This is a genomic window from Amycolatopsis sp. NPDC043889, from assembly GCF_056435645.1.
Map to the genome: position 1 here is coordinate 132,871 of NZ_JBWKEC010000003.1, position 17,901 is coordinate 150,771.

The window sequence follows — 17,901 nt, forward strand, 5'->3', positions numbered from 1 at the left end:
AACGAACTTCACCAAGTACGGATAACCACGAACGAAGGGGGTAGCTCCCATGGCTGGCGGTTTTCAGGGGAATGTCGAGCAGTTCACCCAGGCTGAGAAGCGGGTGACCGAGGTTCGCGTTTCGATGGACCAGAACCTGAGCAAGCTTCGCGACAACATCGAGGCCACCCGCGCCGGCTGGACCGGCGACGCCTCGATCGCGTTCAACAACGTGATGAAGCGCTTCGACGAGGCGGGCCGTGGGCTCAACCAGGCCCTCCAGAACATCGGTGACCTGCTCGAGCAGGCCGGCTCGAAGTACAACGCTTCCGAGCAGCAGCAGCAGGAACTCATCAACTCGGTCAACAAGGGCTTCGGCGTCCTCGGCTGATCTGGCTCCACCCCGCAAAAATCCAAGACTTTTCTTAATCACTGGAGGAATTCATGGGCGAGATGAAGGTCGATTACGCCACGATCCACGCGGCGGCCGACGACTGCAAGAACACCGGCGGCGAGCTGGAGTCCCTCTTCGGACAGCTGAAGAGCGACCTCGCTCCGCTGGTCAACACCTGGCAGGGTGACGCGCAGACCGCGTACATCGCCGCGCAGACCGAGTGGGACAACAAGTTCGAGGAGCTCAAGCAGCTGCTCGCGCAGGTCGCCGGCGTGCTGCCGCAGCTGGCCGACGGTTACCAGGCCACGGAACAGGGCGTCACCGGCCTGTTCTGAGTCTTCCGGCTCCGAACGAGCAACGGCGGGCAGGCATCTTCGGATGCCGAGCCCGCCGTTTCGTTCGTGTCAAAGGAAAAGCCGCGACGGGGACCGTCGCGGCTTTTCTTGTCCGGCAGCGGGATCAGTGCGGCGAGCCGACCTCGAATTCCGGGGTGGTGTTCAGCACCCGGACGGTGACTTTCTTCTGCTGCCCCGAAAGATCGATCGAGCAGTCGAACGTGGTGCCGTTCTCCACCGGCTGGCCGGAAGGACAGGACACGTTCTTCACGTCCGGCTCCCCGTAGTGCTCGTTGAGCACCCGGACGACACCGTCCTGGACCGACTTCTGGTCGAGCGTGTCACCCGCGAACGCGCCGAGCAGCCAAGCGCCGACGCCACCCGCGATCACGACGGCCGCCGCGATCCCGCCGATCAGCAAGGTCTTCTTGGAAGCCTTGGGCTTCTTCGCCGGCTCTGCCCCGAAAGCGCCGAGCCCGCCGTACTGAGAAGACTGCGCGGGCTGGAACCCTCCGCCGTACTGTCCCTGCGGGGGCGTGCCCGGAACCTGTTGCTGTGCCTGCCAATCCTGCTGCTGCGGCGCGGGCTGCTGCTGCGGTTGCTGCCACGCCGTCCCCGGCGCGGGGGCACCGCTTTGCTGCCATGGCCCGGAAAAGGAGCCGGTGACGCCGGGCTGCTGCTGCCACTGTCCCGTGTAGGAACCAGTGGTCGCCGCGTTCGGGTCGTTCTGCTGCCACTGCCCGGCATGCGGTCCGGTGGCCTGGCCTTCCTGCTGCCAGCCCTGCTGCTGGTTCGCGGGATTCGCGGGCGGCTGCCACCACTGCTGCGGCTGCTGTTCGGGGGGCTGGCTCATCGGTGGTCACCTCGGGACTTCGGGAACTTCACGGCGTCGGGACGGAAGGGGGCCATGCCTCAGACGCCCTTCAACTCGCTGAAGCGGCGGTTGAAGTCGTCCTTGGCCGCCTTGTCCGGCAGCACGGTGATCTGCGAGGCGTCGGGCAGCCGTGGCAGGTCCTGCGCACTCGCCTTGCCGGTAAAGCGGAAGTCGTAGCGCAGCTCGATCTTGTGCCCGCCGCCCTCGATCTTGGCGTCCATGACGATCTGGTTCAGCGTCCCGTCCGAGTTGAGGGAGACGGTGGTGCGTACCGGCGCCTTCTTCATCTCGGCCGTGACCGCCCCGCTGATCGACGGCGGCAGGATCTCCACCCGCCGTTCCATGAACTTCCCGAACGGGATGTCGGCGGTCAGCTCGATCCGGTTCTCCGGAAGGCTTTTGGCGCCCTTCACGATCTTCTTGTCCGCGTTGTAGGACACGGCGATCGCGTCGGCCATCTTGCAGGCGGTGATGATCCCGACCCAGGCGCACGGGATCGCCAGCCCGGCCTCCGACTTCGGCATCGAGACCCACGGTGTCGGGGCGAGGCTCTTGTAGACGGGGCCGAGGTACACGTACTCGACGGTCCCGTCGGCGGGCGTGTACCAGTCGATGCTGTCGTCCGGGTTCTTCTGCGAGCGCTGACGGCTGACCCGGCCTTCCGGCGAACCGGTGCGGGCCGAGGAGATCGTGCTGCGGATGTACTTCTCGTCGAACCGGAAGTAGGCGCCCGACTCGCTGGTGACGTCGCGCTGCTGGCCGATGGTGTCCTGGAGCTTGTTCATCGCCGTCTCGAACTTCGTGCCGACGTAGGACGCCGCGTCGTCACCCTTCGGCACGGCGGTGCCCGCCCGCCCCTGGCCGCAGGCGGTCGTGAGCGCCAGCACGGCGCTCAGCACGCACAAGATGGTCGTTGGACGTTTGTTCATCGCCGTTCCCCTGATCGAGTCCCCGCGCGCGGTGCGCGTCCGGATCGTCTCATCCTCTCCCGCGAAGGACGATGCCGTGGGCGGTTCCGCCACACCGGCGAGGTACAGTTGCGGGGCGCCCGCCGGGCGCCGGTCCTAGTATGGGACCCCGGACCGACCCCCGCTTCGCAGTAGGGTCGGGCGTGGGGGTATCTTCATATGTCGTTGTGCGCTGCGGCGCGTAAGCGCTAGGCCCGCACAGAACCCACACGCAATGTTGACGACGAGGTAGACCCTTGCCCACGTACAGCCCCAAGCCCGGCGACGTCACTCGTGCCTGGCACGTGATCGACGCCGAGGATGTCGTGCTCGGCCGGCTCGCGACCGAGGTCGCCACGCTGCTGCGCGGCAAGCACAAGCCGACCTACGCCCCGCACGTGGACACCGGTGACTTCGTCATCATCGTCAACGCCGAGAAGGTGGCGCTCACCGGTAACAAGCGCGAGCAGAAGTTCGCGTACCGGCACAGCGGTTACCCCGGTGGTCTGCGTAAGCGCTCCTTCGGCGAACTGCTCGACACCAAGCCCGAGCACCTGCTCGAGAAGGTCGTCAAGGGCATGCTCCCGAAGAACAAGCTCGGCCGCGCCCAGGCGAAGAAGCTCAAGGTCTACGCCGGTGCCGAGCACCCGCACGCCGCGCAGCAGCCGCAGGCGCGCGAGATCACCAAGATCGCGCAGGTCGCGCAGTGAGTGAGGAACAGTCTGTGACCAGCACCGAGACCGAGGCCGTCGAGGCTGTCGCGACCACGGAGACCGCTCCGGTCGGCGACGCCGTCGCGACCAGCGAGACCCCAGCCGCCCCGCGCCCGTCGCGTGCCGCCGGTGGCAACGCCCAGACCGTCGGCCGTCGCAAGGAAGCCGTCGTCCGGGTGCGCGTCGTTCCCGGTACCGGTGAGTTCAAGCTCAACGGCCGCACGCTCGAAGAGTACTTCCCGAACAAGGTGCACCAGCAGCTCATCCGTGAGCCGCTGGTGACGGTCGACAAGCCCGACTCGTTCGACATCTTCGCCAACCTGCACGGTGGCGGGATCTCGGGCCAGGCCGGCGCGCTCCGTCTCGCGATCGCCCGTGCGCTCGTCGAGGTCGACGCCGACGACCGCCCGGCCCTGAAGAAGGCCGGCTTCCTGACCCGTGACGCTCGCGCCACGGAGCGGAAGAAGTACGGCCTCAAGAAGGCCCGTAAGGCTCCGCAGTACAGCAAGCGCTGATCGCGCCTCTGGCGCAACCCGCGGAAGCGCCCATCCGTCTCTCGGATGGGCGCTTCCGTGTTTCCGGGGTCCCTCGGTCCCCGCTCGCCCCCAGTCCCACAAGTCACATCCGCCCCATGCGCCCCACCCGTGTCACGTTTAGCCCGCTAAAGTCGCGCGCGTCGCGTTTAGCCCGCTAAAGGCGAGACGGGGGTGCGGGTGGGCAGGCAGGGGGACTGGCTAGGTTGTCGTGGTGGTTTTTCAAGGAGGTCGACAGATGGCTCGTCTATTCGGTACCGACGGCGTACGTGGCCTCGCCAACGAGGAGCTGACCCCGGAGCTGGCGCTCTCGCTCGCCGCCAGCGCCGCCCGCGTCCTGGCCGCCCACGACCGTTCGCACCGCCCGGTCGCGGTCGTCGGCCGTGACCCGCGCGCCAGTGGCGAGATGCTCGAGGCCGCCGTCGTGGCGGGCCTCACGTCCGCGGGTGCCGACGTGCTCCGTCTCGGCGTCCTCCCGACGCCCGCCGTCGCGTACCTGGTCGGCGCGCTCGAAGCGGATCTCGGCGTGATGATCTCCGCCTCCCACAACCCCATGCCCGACAACGGCATCAAGCTCTTCGCGGCGGGTGGCCACAAACTGCCCGACGGAATCGAGGACGAGATCGAAGCCGGTCTCGCCGCTCCCGTCACCCGCCCGACCGGCATCGGCGTCGGCCGGGTGAAGGACGTCCCCGACGCGGGTGACCGCTACATCCAGCACCTGCTGTCGGCCACCCCGCACCCGCTCGCGGGCCTGCGCGTCGTCGTCGACTGCGCGAACGGCGCGTCCTCCTTCGCCGCTCCCGAGGTGTACCGCAAGGCCGGTGCCGAGGTCATCGCGATCCACGCCGACCCGGACGGCGTGAACATCAACGAGCGCTGTGGGTCGAATCACCCGGAAGCGTTGCGTGCCGCCGTCGTCGAGCACGGCGCCGACCTCGGGATCGCGCACGACGGTGACGCCGACCGCTGTGTCGCGGTCGACGCCTCGGGCGAACTCGTCGACGGCGACCAGATCATGGCCGTCCTCGCGCTCGCCCTCGCCGAGACCGGCGAGCTGACCAAGAACACCCTGGTCGCCACCGTGATGAGCAACCTCGGCCTGCACCTGGCGATGCGCGCGCACGACATCAACCTCGTCACCACCGCCGTCGGCGACCGCTACGTCCTCGAGGAGCTCCGCGCGAGCGGGTTCGCGCTCGGCGGCGAGCAGTCGGGCCACGTCGTCCTTCCCGCCTACGCGACCACCGGCGACGGCCTCCTCACCGCGCTGCGTGTGATGAGCCGCATGGCGTCGACCGGCAAATCGCTCGCCGAGCTCGCCGCGGTCATGAACCGCCTGCCACAGGTGCTGGTGAACGTCCCGGTGGCGGACAAGGCGGCGGTCGCCGTCTCGGCCGCGGTCCGCGACGCTGTCGGCGCCGTCGAGGCCGAACTCGGCGAAGAAGGCCGTGTCCTGCTGCGCCCGTCGGGCACCGAGCAACTGGTCCGCGTCATGGTCGAGGCCCCCGCGCACGACACCGCACAGGCGGCCGCCGACCGGCTCGCCGGAGTCGTCTCCTCCGCCTCGTAACCCCTCTCACGATCTCTCCAAGTCGCTGCGCTGGGGTTACCGGCCCGGTACATTCCGTGTGCGGATACCTAGGGGAGGGTGACGGTGGCCGGTCAAGGGCACAAGGTCGATCCAGCGCAGCTGAACGAGGCAGCCAAGGTCCTGCAGGACCTGCCCAAGCAGGCTTGCGAAGGGCCGATCGGAGCGGTCGAGCAGATCAACCTGAGCGCCGCGAGTTTCGGCCCGGCGCACGGGGATTGCTTCAGCGGGTACTCCGCGAGCATCCAGCGCCTGGCGAAGTGCGCGCGCAGCTATCTCGCGGCTTCGGACGAGTTCGGCCGCAAACTCGCGGCGTCCAAGGACCTCTACCAGTCCAATGAGGACTCCAACGCCGCCGAGATGAGGAAGCACTGATGCCTCTCGCGGACGTCGGTGGCGACACCGGACACGACATTCCCAGCCGGGCCGAAGTGGAGAAGATCCTCAACGACCCGAACATCGATCGCGACACCAAACGCGAGCTCGCCCTCAACTACATCGACTACATCGAGGACGAGACGCCGGAAAGCTGCGGGTTCGCCAGCGAAGCCGAGCGGAACGGCTTCCGGGACTACATCAAATCGATGAACGGTGACTGGATCACCGAGGGCGACCTCAACTTCAATGACGGTTCCCTGGAAGAGGTCCAGGCGGCTTACAAGACCGCGCACGAGAAGTACGACGCGAACCAGGCCGCGGGGCGACAGGGTGATCGCGACGGCCTGAACCGGGACGCGGCGAAGACCCAGGAGATCGCCGGACGCGCCACCGAGACCGACCCGGGCTGCGCCAATTCGAACGACATCATGGTCCCCGGCCTGTCGGGCTTCAAGGTCTACGAGGTCTTCCATCCGCTCTACGTCCGCGCCGTGAGCCTGTCCAAGGCCGGTGGCGCTGTCGTGGCGATCGAGACCCTGCGAACGGCTTACCACGAGCAGGACAACATCCCGTTCAACCTCTTCAAGGCGAGCGCGGATGAGCTGACCGCGGTCAGCACGGCCATCGCCGGTTCGGCGCAGGACGTCTCCGGAAAGCTGGGTAATTCGCTCGGCACCTGGGAAGGCGCCGCGGCCGAGCAGGCAAGGGCCTACCAGAAGGCCTATTCGGACAAGACCGGTCTGGTCGCCGAGGCGTTCAAAGCCGCGGGTGACGGGCTTCTGCGGACCAACGCCTCGGTGGGCAAGTTCTGCCGCGAGAAGGTCGAGTGGCTGCAGAAGTGGTACACCGACAACATCGACGGTGCCACGGCGCAGGACATCGAGCGGATCATCCGCATCGCCGACGGTTCGTGCAGCCAGAACGACATCATCCACTGCATCAAATTCCTGAGCATCGAAGCCAAGGACGCGTTCAACGACGACGCCGGCGACATCGACCAGAGCACCATCGACGAGGTCCTCAAACCTCAAGCGGTGGAATGGCTCGGAAAGGTCTTCGTCGGCTGGTTCGGCAAGCACATCGAGAACTTCCAGCTGGTGTGCAAGAACACGCGTGACGCGATCAACGGCGCGTGGAAGGCGTACTTCGATTCGCTGGGCCAGGTGGTCGAGAATCCGTTCGCGGATCTGGGCAAGACCCCGGAAACGGGCGGCGAGAAACCGGTCGAAAAACCTGTCGAAAAGGGCGGTGGCGGCCCGCCCGCCAGCGGTGGCGGTGGCCCGTCGTCCGGTGCTGGTGGCGGCGCTGGGCACATGACGCCGAGCAACACCGTACTCCCGGAACCGGAAAAGCCCGAAGTTCCGGGCCAGGAGAAGAACCCGGTCACGGACAAGCCGCTCGACATCGATCCGGCCACCGGCGAGCCGTATCCGATCGACCCCCGTACGGGTGAGGCGATCAAGACCGGCACCGACGGCGCGCGGCCTGAAACGGTGACGGTCGAACAGGGCGACCGCAAGATCTCCATGGCCGAGCCCGGTGTCGACGGGAAGATGGGCATCTCCGTCCAGGACGGCACCGGCCAGGCCAAGGACTACGACCTCGACTTCGGTGACGGCAAGGCCACGCCGGACGCGGCGGGCGGCCCCGCGCACCGGGACGGGGCCGAGCAGCCTGCCTCGCGTCCACCGGCGACTCCGGGCCCCGATGGCAAGATCCATATCGAAGACGGCGGCCTGAAGATCACCGCGGAACGGCCGAACGGTCCCGACGGGCCGACGCTGGTGACCGTTGACGACGGTTCGGGACAGCCGTCGAAATACACCTTGGGCGAGGACGAATCCGCGGGTGGCCGTCACGCGAGCCCGGACGCCACGCCGCAGGCGGCCGGAAGACACGCCGCGGCGCAGCCTGTCGAAGAGGCGGCTGTTCGCTCGCACGACGGCACGTCCGGTGGGGCCGGCGGCGGAGCACCCGTGCCTGGTCAGCAGGCCGAACCGGTGGCGGCGGCAGGGGACGGCGATTCCGAATCGACGACGGCCCAGTCGCTGAGCGACCCGTTCGAGGGCGGGGACAACGGTCTCGGTGACACGTCGGATCCGGCCGGAACCGGCGGCGGCGCGGCCGCTCCCTCGACGTCGTCCGGGCTCGGTTCCGCTCCGGGAGGGGGCACCCAGGATCCGGCCGCGGCCGGTGCGGGGATGATGGGTGGCATGGGCATGATGGGCGGCGCGGCCGGAGGCGGGCAAGGGGCCGGTGAAGACCAGCAGCGCACGTCCAGCGGATACCGGGTCGACGGCGGCCTGTTCGACACCGCGACGACGACGGGCAGCCGGATCAGCGGTTCGCTCGACGACGACGGCGTCATCGGCTTCCGCTAGGGGAGGGGTCAGTGAATCCTGAGGAGGATCTCGCCAGACTCCGGCACAAGCTGGCCGGGCTGGAGCGCGAGAACGGCGACCGGATGTACCTGGTCGACAACCGGGTGACCAAGGCGATCGAGGACAGCCGGACCGCGGGCGACCAGCTCAAGCAGGAGACCGGCGCGGCACTTGCGGCCCGAAGCGAGCAGAAGCGGCGCACGGCGGCCGCGGGTGGCTGGGCGACCGAGTCGACGCTCAGCGAGAAGGTCGAGGACGACGGCGACTTCGGGTTCGAGGAGGACGAGACCGAGAACGAGCGCCGCGCCGGGTATCGGACGGCCGAGGAGCCGCCGATCGCGTACCGGCCGCCTGCTCCGGCCGTTCCCGCGCCGCCGCAGCCCCCGCCACCTCCGGCGCCCGTGCCGGAGGAGCGTCCGGCCGGGCGGCATCGGCGGGCGGCCGCCGCGCGGGGCGACGACGACGACTTCGCCAACACCGACTGGCTGGCGACCTGAGCGGTCAGGTTCGCAGCGCCACGATGGCCCGCTCGACGCCGTGGAAGACGGCGTGCGTCTTGTACCGCACCTCCTCGGCGACGTGGTCGGGAGTCAGGATCTCGGCAAGGGCGCGAAGCGCGGCTTCGCCCTCGGCGACCGCGACTCGCGAGCCGGGGCAGGTGTGCCGGCCGAGGCCGAAGGCGAGTTCGTCGCCGGGGCCCAGCGGGATGGCCAGTTTGTCCCCGGCCGCGAAGTCCTTGCCCTTCAAGGAGAACGGCGCGGTCACGCGGCGGGCGGCGAAGCGGGTCGGGGCGATTTCGTGGATCAGGCCGCGTACGTCGTCGAGGACGTCCGGGCGGCGTAGGAGTTCGAGACCGGCGAGGGCGAGGAAGTTCATGGAGTTCTCGTACGCCGCGTGGGCGAGCATCACCGGCGTGATCATCAGCTCGTCTTCGGTGATCCGGCCTGCTTCGTGCGCTTCGCGGAGCAGCGCCAGCCCGCCGCCTTCGACAGCCGTCGCTTTGAGGAAGAACATCGCGACCCTGAGCGCGGCGGTGTCGGCCCCGGCGGGCCCGCCCGCCCAGACGTCCAGATTCGCGGCGGTCTCCGAAAGGTTCGTCAGCAGCTTCTCGCCGAGTGGCTCGGCCGTGCCCAGCACCGCCTCCGTCACCCTGGCCGCCACCGGCCTGGCGAAATCGGCGACCAGGTCGAACCGCGCACTCGACTTTAGCGGGCTAATCGTGACGCGGAGGTCTGTGAGCAGGGCATCCGGCAGGGGCTCCACGAGGGCGATGACCTCCTTGACGACCGCGCGGAGCCGCCGGTGGCCGGCGCCGTCCATCAGCAGGAGGTTCGGCGTCTCGGCCGCGGCACCGCCCGGGTTCGAGCTGAGCTCGCGGTCGCGCAGGGCCTTGGCGCGATCCGCCGGATCGTCCAGCACGAAGAAGTCGTCCACGTTCGTATGATGCCCATGCCGCGGCCGGAGGATGTGCCAGTGTCACCAGAAGTGCCCGACGAAGTGTTGCGGACCCCGCTCGTGCGCCGCCTGCTCGAACGCGCCGACGTCGATCGTCCGGCGTACACGCACCTCGACTGCTCGAACCGGCACGAGCCCGTCGAGGACACGCTGACCTGGGCCGAACTGCTCGTCCACGTCCGCGCTGTCGCGGCGAAGCTGCGTGAGGTGATCCAGCCGGGAGACCGCGTGGCGATCACGGCGCGGCAAGACCTCTCTTACGTCGTCGCCTTCTTCGGCGCGCTGTACGCCGGGGCTGTCGCGGTGCCACTGTCCGCACCGGACGTCCGCGCTCACCGCGAGCGGCTCGTCGGGGTCCTCAACGATTGCGACGCCGACATCTGGCTCACGTCGGAGTCCTTGGTCGAGCGGTTGACCGAGTTCGCCAGGGCCGAGGCGGTTCCGGCGCCCCGCGAGATCATCGCCGTCGACACCCTGCCGCTGGATCCGGCCGACCAGTCGCCGCCGTCGCCGGTCTCCGCCGAAGACCCCGCCTACCTGCAGTACACCTCCGGCACGACGCGATCACCCGCCGGCGTGATCATCACGCATCGGGCGTTGTCGGCCGCCTGCTGGCAGATCTGCGACGCCTACGACGTCGACGAGCGCACCACATGCGTCGGCTGGATCCCGTTCTTCCACGACATGGGGCTGGCGCAGTTGCTCGCGGGGACGATGCACTGCGGCGGCCGGACGGTGTTCATCGCGCCGCTGGAGTTCATCCGGCGCCCGGAGCGCTGGCTGCTGCTGATGTCGTCGTATCCGAACACGCTCACCGCGGCCCCGAACTTCGCGTACGACCTGGTGACCGAGGCCGTGCCCGAGCCGAAGCGCGCCGAGTACGACCTCTCGACGGTGTCGATCGCGCTCAGCGGCAGTGAACCGGTCCGGGCGGCGACCGTCCGGGAGTTCCTCGCCGCTTATGAACCCCATGGCTTTCCGAGGGGCGCGTTCCGGCCGTCCTACGGTCTGGCCGAAGCCACGGTCTACGTCGCCAGCGGCGATTCCGGCGGCCCGGTGGTGACCGAGGTGGACGGCCGCGAAATCGTCGAGATCGGCTGGCCCAGGGGGCAGCGGGTCCGCGTCGTGCCCCCGCCGGATCGCGTTTTGCCCGCTAAAGTCGACATGGGCGAGATCTGGGTCAAGGGGCCCAACGTGGCCGCCGGGTATTGGCGCCGTCCGGAGTTGACCGCCGAGGTGTTCGGCGCCGAACTCGACGGGGAAGGCGGCTGGCTCCGCACCGGCGACCTGGGCATGATCCGCGACGGCAGGCTGTCGGTGACCGGCCGGATCAAGGACCTGATCATCATCGACGGCCGCAATCACAGCCCCCACGACATCGAGGAGACGGTCGCCGCCGCGCATCCTCTTCTCGCGCCCGAACGAGTCGCCGCGTTCTCGGTCGACGGTGATGAAGGCGAGGGTGTCGTCGTCGTCGCCGAGCGCGCTCGGAAGGCCCCGGACTTCGACGAAGCCGAGATCGCGCGGGCCGCCACCCGTGCCGTCGCCGAGCGGCACGACGTGCGGCTTCGTGCTTTCTTCCTGGTCAAACCCGGCGGACTGCCGAGGACCTCCAGCGGCAAGGTCGCGCGTTCCGCGGCCAGAACGCGGTACTGGACCGCGGATGGGACAGAATCCCCCCATGGCAGCTGACGGGAGCGAGTACGTCGACGAGATCAAGGCCCTCGTCTGCGAGACCTTCGACGTCGATCCGGACACCATCGACGAGAACACACCCTTCGCCGAGATGGGCGTCGACTCCCGGCGCCGCGTCCGGCTCCTGGCGACGGTCGAGGTGGAGTTCGGCATCGACATCGACCTCGACGAGCTGGATCGCCTGGTCGACATCCGCGGCGCGGCCACCGTGCTCGCCGAGGCGGTCGAGGCGGGTGCGAAACCCCGGAAACGCGGTCTACCAGGCTTCTTGCGCCGAAATCGTTTGAGTTAGCAAAGGTGTGAATGTCCCTGCGGCCCGGATGACCGGTGGGTACATTCTGTGTGCATATGCGATGGCACCTGATGCCGCCGGCGTGCGTCGTAGGTAGGACAACGAGGCGGATACAGCGGGACGAAGGGGGCACCGGTCATGCCGGACGGGGGCTACAAAGCCGATTCAGAGGCGATGCTCACGGCGTCGACGTCGTTGGAGCGCGCAGCTGAGAACACGACGTCCGAGGCGGGGAAGGTGGGGCCGACGCAGGTTCAGCCCGCGGACTTCGGCCGGGTCCACAAGGATTACCAAAAGGGCTACGCCACCGGGATCCTCGCCATTTCCGACGCGATGAAGGGGTACGCGGGCCAGCTCACCCAGCTCGCCGGCGGAGTCAGCACCGCGTCGACCCGCTACACCTCATCCGACCAGGCGAACGCCGCGGCTGCCAACAAGGCGGGAGCCCAGTAATGAGTGAACCGACGCCCGCCCAGGTACGGGAAATCCTGAACGACCCCTACATCACGCAGGGCACCAAAGACGCTTTGCTGAACCCGTTCGTCAACAGGGAAGAGGCTTACAAGAAGGCCGTCGCCGAACGCGACTCGAACGCCGCCGGGGACAAGAAGCAGGCGGCCGCCACGAAACAGGCCGACAAGGATCTCGACTCCATGTCCCGGCCGGCCGCGGGTGGTTCCACCACCAAGTCCGACCAGGTGCTCGACCTCGGAAAGCCGGCGCTGGACTTCTTTTCCGACTGGGCTGAGCAGGTCTGGAACAAGATGCCGGAGAAGTCGTACGAGATCAGCTACAAGACCGACATCTGGGACCGGTTCCACGAGAACCGTGAGATCAATTTCCAGAAGATGTTCGACGAGGTCGAAGATCTCGGCGACGCGAAGAAGGCCGTCGAGCAGACCCAGAAGGACGCGACGGCGGCGCTGACCACGCTCTTCCACGACTGGAAGGGCGAGGGCGCGACAGCCGCGAAGGTCAAGTACGAGCAGCGAATCCAGCCCGACGCGAAGGAACTCATCGCGCAGATGGACGGCGCCATCAAACTGGTGCCGTCGACCATCGACAAGATCTACAGCGCGCTCAAGCTGAAGGTCGACGAAACGCTGAAGCTCCGAGTTGACAAGGTCGCCACGGCGCCGCTGTACATCGCGAAGCAGGTCGTCGAGATCGCGAACGGCAAGGTCGATTCCAAAGAAAAGCTCATGGACGTCGCGTACTGGCTCGACTCCGCGTGCCCGGGCAACAACCTCGCCGAACGGCTGCGTCACGACGATTGCGATCTGAACGACGAGAACAAGGACTACGCGATCGGGGCCGCGAAGCAGTGGCTGAAGGGCTCGTTCGCCACCGAGTTCGGTGAGCGTTTCGAGAACTTCAAGAAGCTCTGCAAGAACGCGACCGAGACGATCAACACGCAGTATCACGAGCTGTCGCGGTTCATGGAGGACTACACGAACCCGTTCCCCGCGCCCGGATCCGAGAAGCCGCCCGCCGACGACGGCAAGGGCAAGGGCAACGACAACGGCGGCGGGAACACCGGCGGCGGTACTGGCGGTGGAAGCGGTACTGGCGGCGGAAGCGGGAGTGGCGGTGGCGCCGGCACGCCGCCCGCCGCGTCGGTTCCCGAAGCGCCGAAGCCGGAGGACAAGCCCGCCGAGGGCATGAACCCGGTCACCGGCAAGCCGCTCGAGCTGGACCCCGAGACCGGCAAGCCGTACCCGATCGACCCTGCGACGGGTGAGGCGATCAAGGACGGCATCGACGGTCAGGACACCATGACCGTCCAAAAGGGCGACAACAAGATCGAGATGACCGAGCCGGATAAAGACGGCAAAATGGACATCAAGGTCGACGACGGCAAGGGCAACGAGAAGGACTACAAGCTTGACTTCGACGACCCGAAGGGCGAAGAGGGCAAGGACGGCAAGCCCGGCGAAGAGGGCAAGGACGGCGAGTTCGGGCCGAAGGGCACGGTCAAGGAGGGCGAGCCCGGCCCCGACGGCGTCTACCGGCCCGGCCCGGACGGCAAGATCCACATCCAGGACGGCAACCTCAAGATCACCGCCGAGCAGCCGGACGGCCCGAACGGCCCGACCGTGGTGACCGTCGACGACGGCAAGGGCGAGCCGACCACCTACACCCTCGACGAAAAGGGTGAGAAGAAGGAACTCAAGACCGGCGACGTCCTCGAGACCGACGACATCAAGAACGGCCTCGACGACCGGAACCCCGGCAACCCGCAGCCCGGCAAGGTCGAAGATGTTCGTCCCATGCCCGCCCCCGCCGACGGCGGGATGGCGCCCGGTGGCGGCGGCGGTAGTGGCTTCAGCGCTCCAGGCGGAGTCGAGGTTGGCGTCGGCGCCGAAGGGACCGCTTCGGTGTCCGCGGGGGCCGAAGCGGCCGCGGGCGGCGCGTCGGGTTCCGGCGGCGATGGCACCGTGCCGACCGCGGGAGGCGGCGGCAGCTTCGAAGGCGCGATCGGCAGCCCCCTCGAAGGTGCTTCGTCGGGGTCGCTGAACGAAGCCGGTTCGCTGGAAGCGGGCATGCAGTCCGGAGGCGGCGCGCAGCCGGCCGGGGCCGAGGGCGGTCTCGGGATGGCTCCGGGCGGGATGGACCCGGCGCCCGCGAACGCCGGTGCCGCGAGCTCGCCCGCCGGAATGGGCGGCATGATGGGTGGCATGGGCGCCATGGGCGGCGCGGCCGGTGGTGGCGGGGGTGACACGCAGCGCGGGTCGAGTCAGTACCGCGTCGAAGGCGGCATTTTCGAGACCAGTGGCGCGGGCGGCCGGATCAGCGGCTCGCTCGACGACGAGGGTGGCGACCGTTCGATCAGTTACGAGCGATGATCGGTAGCCGGGGAACGAGGGAGGACCGATGAGCGCTGTTGACCGGCTGGCGGCCGCCATGTCCAGGCAGGACGCCGCCATCACGGAGCAGTTGGAGCAGCGCGGGCTGCGGGAGCGGCATCTCGCCGACGCCAAGGCCCAGGCGGTGGAGACCATGCAGAAGGACGCCGCCGTCCACGACAAGTACGCCGCGCACATGCAGGAGCTGGGGAAGCGGAGCAAGGAGGCGGGCGGCTGGCTGACCGGCAAGACGACCGCCGACCGCAGCCACACGATCGGCTTCGACATCGAGGACGACGACAAGCCGGACGCCCGGTTCGCCGAGTTCGGTGCCCGTCCTGACGCGTCGCGGCCGGTAGCGCCTCCTCCTCCGCCGCCCCCGCTCCCGGTCGCGCCGGGGGTGCCCGGAATGCCGGCGACGGTGGACGTCCCGCCCGCGGCGCCGACGCCCGCTCCCAGCGCCGCGGCGCCCGAAGCGCCTGGCACGCCCGCGCGTCGCCGCGGTCGTCACGCCCGTGACGACAAGGGATTCGACGACGACGACTTCTCGAACAACTCGTGGATGGTCGACTGACCGGCTTCACCCCCGGATCGCGTTTAGCCCGCTAAACGCGATCCGGGCGGGTCAGGCGGCGGGTTCGTCCTGGAGTTCGATGGGGGCGCGTTTGACGTCGGCGTCCAGCAGGGGCTGGTACTTCGCCGTCCCCGTCAGGTGGGTGAGGAAGAACGCGGTGAACAGCGCCCGCGTCAGCTGCTGGGTCCCGCGGTGCGGCTTCCCGTGCAGCAGCAGCTGGCTCCAGTGCCTGCCCTCGGTGACACCGAGGTGCGACGACTTCCCGAGCTTCCGGAGCTGCACCGGCCCGCCCCACGCGTCCGCGATCGCCTCGGCATGTCCGACGGGCGGCGCGACCAGGTCTTCGCCCGCCGCGAGGTGCAGGCCGGGCGCGGTCACCGACCGGGCCGACACCGTCGCCGGCGGCAGCGTCTGCGCGGGGGTGATGGTCGCGACCGCGCGGATCTCGGGTCGCTCGTCGTTCTCGGCGGCCTGCGCGGCGGCCAGCACCGCCGAACCGCCGCCGGTCGAATGCCCGGCCAGGCCGAGTTTCGCCGGGTCGACGCTGATGCCGTCCGGTCCGAGGCGGACGGTCGTGATCAGGTCGAGCGTCGTGAGCAGATCGCCTGCCAGCAGCCGGTGCGAAGGCAGCGGGCCGCGCTGGGTGGCCGGGGCCGCCGCGACGATGCCCCAGCTCGCGAGGTGCCGGAGCAGATGCCGGTAGCTCCCGGTCGGCTGCAACCAACCGTGCCCGAACGCGATCGCGGGCAGACCGAGTCCCGAACGGGGGGTGAACACGACGCCGGGCAGTCCGACCAGGGCGAGGTTGCCGCGCAGAACCTCGTGCGGACCTGGGTGGGACAGCTCCGCGAGCAGCTGCTTGGGCTTGCTGGCCATGCTCGTGACCTTACTGCCCGGGCTCCCGTCCGGCCCGCGCGCCGCCCCGGCGTTCGCCTTTCGCGGGCTAACTGCGCTGCTTAGCGTGCCTAAGCGTCGCGTTTAGCCCGCTGAACGCAGGTGCGGGCGCCCGGGCGAAGGGGCCGAATTTCCGTCGTTAGGCTGGTGGCCGTGTGTGGAATCGTGGGATACGTCGGACACCGCCCGGCTCTGGACGTCGTCATCGGCGGGCTTCGCCGGATGGAGTACCGCGGCTATGACTCGGCGGGCGTCGCCGTCCTCGACGGCGTCGGTGCGCTGAACGTCGAGCGCAAAGCGGGCCGCCTGGCCAACCTGGAGACCCAGCTCGACACCGTCGGCAGGGACGCCTTCACCGGTACCGCCGGGATGGGTCACACCCGCTGGGCCACCCACGGCGCCCCGGTCGACCGCAACTCGCACCCGCACCGCGACGCCTCCCAGCGCGTCGCCGTCGTGCACAACGGCATCATCGAGAACTTCGCCGCCCTGCGCGCCGAGCTCGAGGCCGAAGGCGTCGAGATGGCGAGCGACACCGACTCCGAGACCGCCGCGCACCTGATCGCCCGCGCGTACACCGAGGGCGACACGAAGGGCGACTTCCCGGCCAGCGTCGCCGCGGTCTGTCGTCGGCTCGAAGGCGCGTTCACCCTGGTCGTGAGCATCGCCGACCAGCCGGACACCATCGTCGCCGCCCGTCGTTCGTCGCCGCTGGTCGTCGGTGTCGGCGAGGGCGAGCACTTCGTCGCCTCCGACGTCGCCGCGTTCATCGAGCACACCCGTGAGGCGGTCGAGCTCGGTCAGGATCAGCTCGTCGTGATCACCCGCGACGGTTACGAGGTCGCCGACTTCCACGGCGACGCCGCCCAGGCCAAGCCGTTCACCGTCGACTGGGACCTCTCGGCCGCGGAAAAGGGCGGCCACGAGTACTTCATGCTCAAGGAGATCGAGGAGCAGCCGGAGGCGCTGGCGAACACGCTGCGCGGCCACTTCGACGGCGGCCGGATCATCCTCGACGAGCAGCGCATCTCCGACCAGGACCTGCGTGACGTCGACAAGGTCTTCGTCGTCGCCTGTGGTTCCGCGTACCACTCTGGCCTCGTCGCCAAGTACGCCATCGAGCACTGGTGCCGCCTGCCGGTCGAGGTCGAGCTGGCCAGCGAGTTCCGCTACCGCGACCCGGTGCTGGACCGCGCGACGCTGGTCGTCGCCGTCTCCCAGTCGGGAGAGACCGCGGACACCCTCGAAGCCGTCCGCCACGCGCGCGAGCAGAAGGCCCGCGTTCTGGCCGTCTGCAACACCAACGGCGCGCAGATCCCGCGTGAGTCCGACGCCGTCCTCTACACGCACGCCGGTCCGGAGATCGGTGTCGCGTCGACGAAGGCCTTCCTCGCGCAGATCGCGGCCAACTACCTGGTCGGCCTGGCGCTCGCGCAGGCCCGCGGCACCAAGTACCCGGACGAGGTCGCCCGTGAGTTCGCCGAACTCGAGGCCATGCCCGCCGCGGTACAGAAGGTCCTGTCCACTGTGGACCAGGTCCGCGATCTCGGCCGTCGGATCGCCGACTCGAAGGCCGTGCTGTTCCTCGGCCGTCACGTCGGTTTCCCGGTCGCCCTCGAAGGCGCGCTGAAGCTCAAGGAACTGGCATACATGCACGCCGAGGGCTTCGCCGCGGGCGAGCTCAAGCACGGCCCGATCGCGCTGATCGAAGAAGGCCTGCCCGTCGTCGTGGTGATGCCCTCGCCCAAGGGACGGGCGGTGCTGCACTCGAAGCTGGTGTCGAACATCAGCGAGATCCAGGCTCGCGGCGCCCGCACGATCGTGATCGCGGAGGAAGGAGACGAGACCGTCCGCCCGTTCGCCGACGAACTGATCGAGATCCCGGCCGTGCCGACGCTGCTGCAGCCGCTGGTCTCCACGGTGCCGCTGCAGGTGCTGGCCGCCGAGATCGCCCGCACGCGCGGGTACGACGTCGACAAGCCGCGTAACCTGGCGAAGTCGGTCACCGTCGAGTAACAGA

The 17,901-nt window shown here is 68.8% G+C and carries 18 protein-coding genes; 14 read left to right on the plus strand and 4 right to left on the minus strand.

What is annotated here, in order from left to right; translation table 11 throughout:
* Positions 1-49 precede the first annotated feature (49 nt).
* Positions 50-370: a WXG100 family type VII secretion target gene (locus AC0685_RS08610; protein ID WP_091597926.1), complete on the plus strand. Its 321-nt coding sequence runs from the start codon at positions 50-52 to the stop codon at positions 368-370.
* Positions 371-423: 53 nt separating this feature from the next.
* Positions 424-708: a WXG100 family type VII secretion target gene (locus AC0685_RS08615; RefSeq protein WP_219146111.1), complete on the plus strand. Its 285-nt coding sequence runs from the start codon at positions 424-426 to the stop codon at positions 706-708.
* 124 nt (positions 709-832) lie between these two features.
* On the opposite strand, the gene AC0685_RS08620 is transcribed toward AC0685_RS08615, so the two are convergent.
* Both AC0685_RS08620 and AC0685_RS08625 read right to left on the minus strand, forming a co-directional pair.
* The gene (locus AC0685_RS08620) at positions 833-1,561 is read right to left on the minus strand and encodes a DUF4333 domain-containing protein (RefSeq protein WP_478224981.1); all 729 of its coding nucleotides are present in this window, start codon (positions 1,559-1,561) and stop codon (positions 833-835) included.
* A 59-nt stretch (positions 1,562-1,620) separates the two neighbouring features.
* Positions 1,621-2,511, minus strand: a complete 891-nt coding sequence (locus AC0685_RS08625) for a hypothetical protein (protein WP_465428999.1) — start codon at positions 2,509-2,511, stop codon at positions 1,621-1,623.
* A 275-nt stretch (positions 2,512-2,786) separates the two neighbouring features.
* On the opposite strand from AC0685_RS08625, the gene rplM reads away from it, so the two are divergent.
* The 6 genes from rplM to AC0685_RS08655 all read left to right on the plus strand — a co-directional run bounded on the left by rplM (position 2,787) and on the right by AC0685_RS08655 (position 8,622).
* Positions 2,787-3,239, plus strand: coding sequence for a 50S ribosomal protein L13 (gene rplM / locus AC0685_RS08630; RefSeq protein WP_005166833.1), 453 nt, complete (start codon positions 2,787-2,789; stop codon positions 3,237-3,239).
* A 14-nt stretch (positions 3,240-3,253) separates the two neighbouring features.
* Complete coding sequence (gene rpsI / locus AC0685_RS08635; RefSeq protein ID WP_034304312.1) at positions 3,254-3,757, plus strand: 30S ribosomal protein S9; 504 nt, start codon at positions 3,254-3,256, stop codon at positions 3,755-3,757.
* A gap of 256 nt (positions 3,758-4,013) precedes the next feature.
* Entirely contained in the window at positions 4,014-5,348 is a 1,335-nt protein-coding gene (gene glmM / locus AC0685_RS08640) for a phosphoglucosamine mutase (RefSeq protein ID WP_478224982.1), read from the plus strand.
* A 78-nt stretch (positions 5,349-5,426) separates the two neighbouring features.
* Positions 5,427-5,741 (plus strand): type VII secretion target, encoded by a 315-nt coding sequence (locus AC0685_RS08645; protein ID WP_233621676.1) that lies wholly within the window; start codon positions 5,427-5,429, stop codon positions 5,739-5,741.
* Positions 5,741-8,125: a hypothetical protein gene (locus AC0685_RS08650; protein ID WP_478224983.1), complete on the plus strand. Its 2,385-nt coding sequence runs from the start codon at positions 5,741-5,743 to the stop codon at positions 8,123-8,125. The genes AC0685_RS08645 and AC0685_RS08650 overlap by 1 nt, the downstream gene beginning before the upstream one ends.
* Positions 8,126-8,136: 11 nt before the next feature.
* Complete coding sequence (locus AC0685_RS08655; RefSeq protein WP_478224984.1) at positions 8,137-8,622, plus strand: hypothetical protein; 486 nt, start codon at positions 8,137-8,139, stop codon at positions 8,620-8,622.
* A 4-nt stretch (positions 8,623-8,626) separates the two neighbouring features.
* Here the strand turns inward: AC0685_RS08655 and AC0685_RS08660 are convergent, their stop codons facing one another.
* Entirely contained in the window at positions 8,627-9,559 is a 933-nt protein-coding gene (locus AC0685_RS08660) for a cytochrome P450 family protein (protein ID WP_478224985.1), read from the minus strand.
* A 15-nt stretch (positions 9,560-9,574) separates the two neighbouring features.
* Here AC0685_RS08660 and AC0685_RS08665 point away from each other — a divergent pair, with 15 nt between their 5' ends.
* The 5 genes from AC0685_RS08665 to AC0685_RS08685 all read left to right on the plus strand — a co-directional run bounded on the left by AC0685_RS08665 (position 9,575) and on the right by AC0685_RS08685 (position 14,987).
* Positions 9,575-11,272: a fatty acyl-AMP ligase gene (locus AC0685_RS08665; RefSeq protein WP_478224986.1), complete on the plus strand. Its 1,698-nt coding sequence runs from the start codon at positions 9,575-9,577 to the stop codon at positions 11,270-11,272.
* Complete coding sequence (locus tag AC0685_RS08670; RefSeq protein WP_020633351.1) at positions 11,262-11,567, plus strand: acyl carrier protein; 306 nt, start codon at positions 11,262-11,264, stop codon at positions 11,565-11,567. Before AC0685_RS08665 ends, AC0685_RS08670 begins: the two co-directional genes overlap by 11 nt.
* A gap of 138 nt (positions 11,568-11,705) precedes the next feature.
* Positions 11,706-12,020: a hypothetical protein gene (locus tag AC0685_RS08675; protein WP_276366451.1), complete on the plus strand. Its 315-nt coding sequence runs from the start codon at positions 11,706-11,708 to the stop codon at positions 12,018-12,020.
* Positions 12,020-14,413 (plus strand): hypothetical protein, encoded by a 2,394-nt coding sequence (locus tag AC0685_RS08680; protein ID WP_478224987.1) that lies wholly within the window; start codon positions 12,020-12,022, stop codon positions 14,411-14,413. Before AC0685_RS08675 ends, AC0685_RS08680 begins: the two co-directional genes overlap by 1 nt.
* Before the next feature lie 28 nt (positions 14,414-14,441).
* Entirely contained in the window at positions 14,442-14,987 is a 546-nt protein-coding gene (locus AC0685_RS08685) for a hypothetical protein (RefSeq protein WP_478224988.1), read from the plus strand.
* Between the two features lie 51 nt (positions 14,988-15,038).
* On the opposite strand, the gene AC0685_RS08690 is transcribed toward AC0685_RS08685, so the two are convergent.
* Positions 15,039-15,863 carry a dienelactone hydrolase family protein gene (locus tag AC0685_RS08690; RefSeq protein WP_478224989.1) on the minus strand — a complete coding sequence of 275 codons (825 nt, stop codon included), beginning with the start codon at positions 15,861-15,863 and terminating at the stop codon, positions 15,039-15,041.
* A 171-nt stretch (positions 15,864-16,034) separates the two neighbouring features.
* Between AC0685_RS08690 and glmS the strand changes: the two genes are divergently transcribed.
* Positions 16,035-17,897 (plus strand): glutamine--fructose-6-phosphate transaminase (isomerizing), encoded by a 1,863-nt coding sequence (glmS, locus tag AC0685_RS08695; RefSeq protein ID WP_478224990.1) that lies wholly within the window; start codon positions 16,035-16,037, stop codon positions 17,895-17,897.
* Positions 17,898-17,901 lie beyond the last annotated feature (4 nt).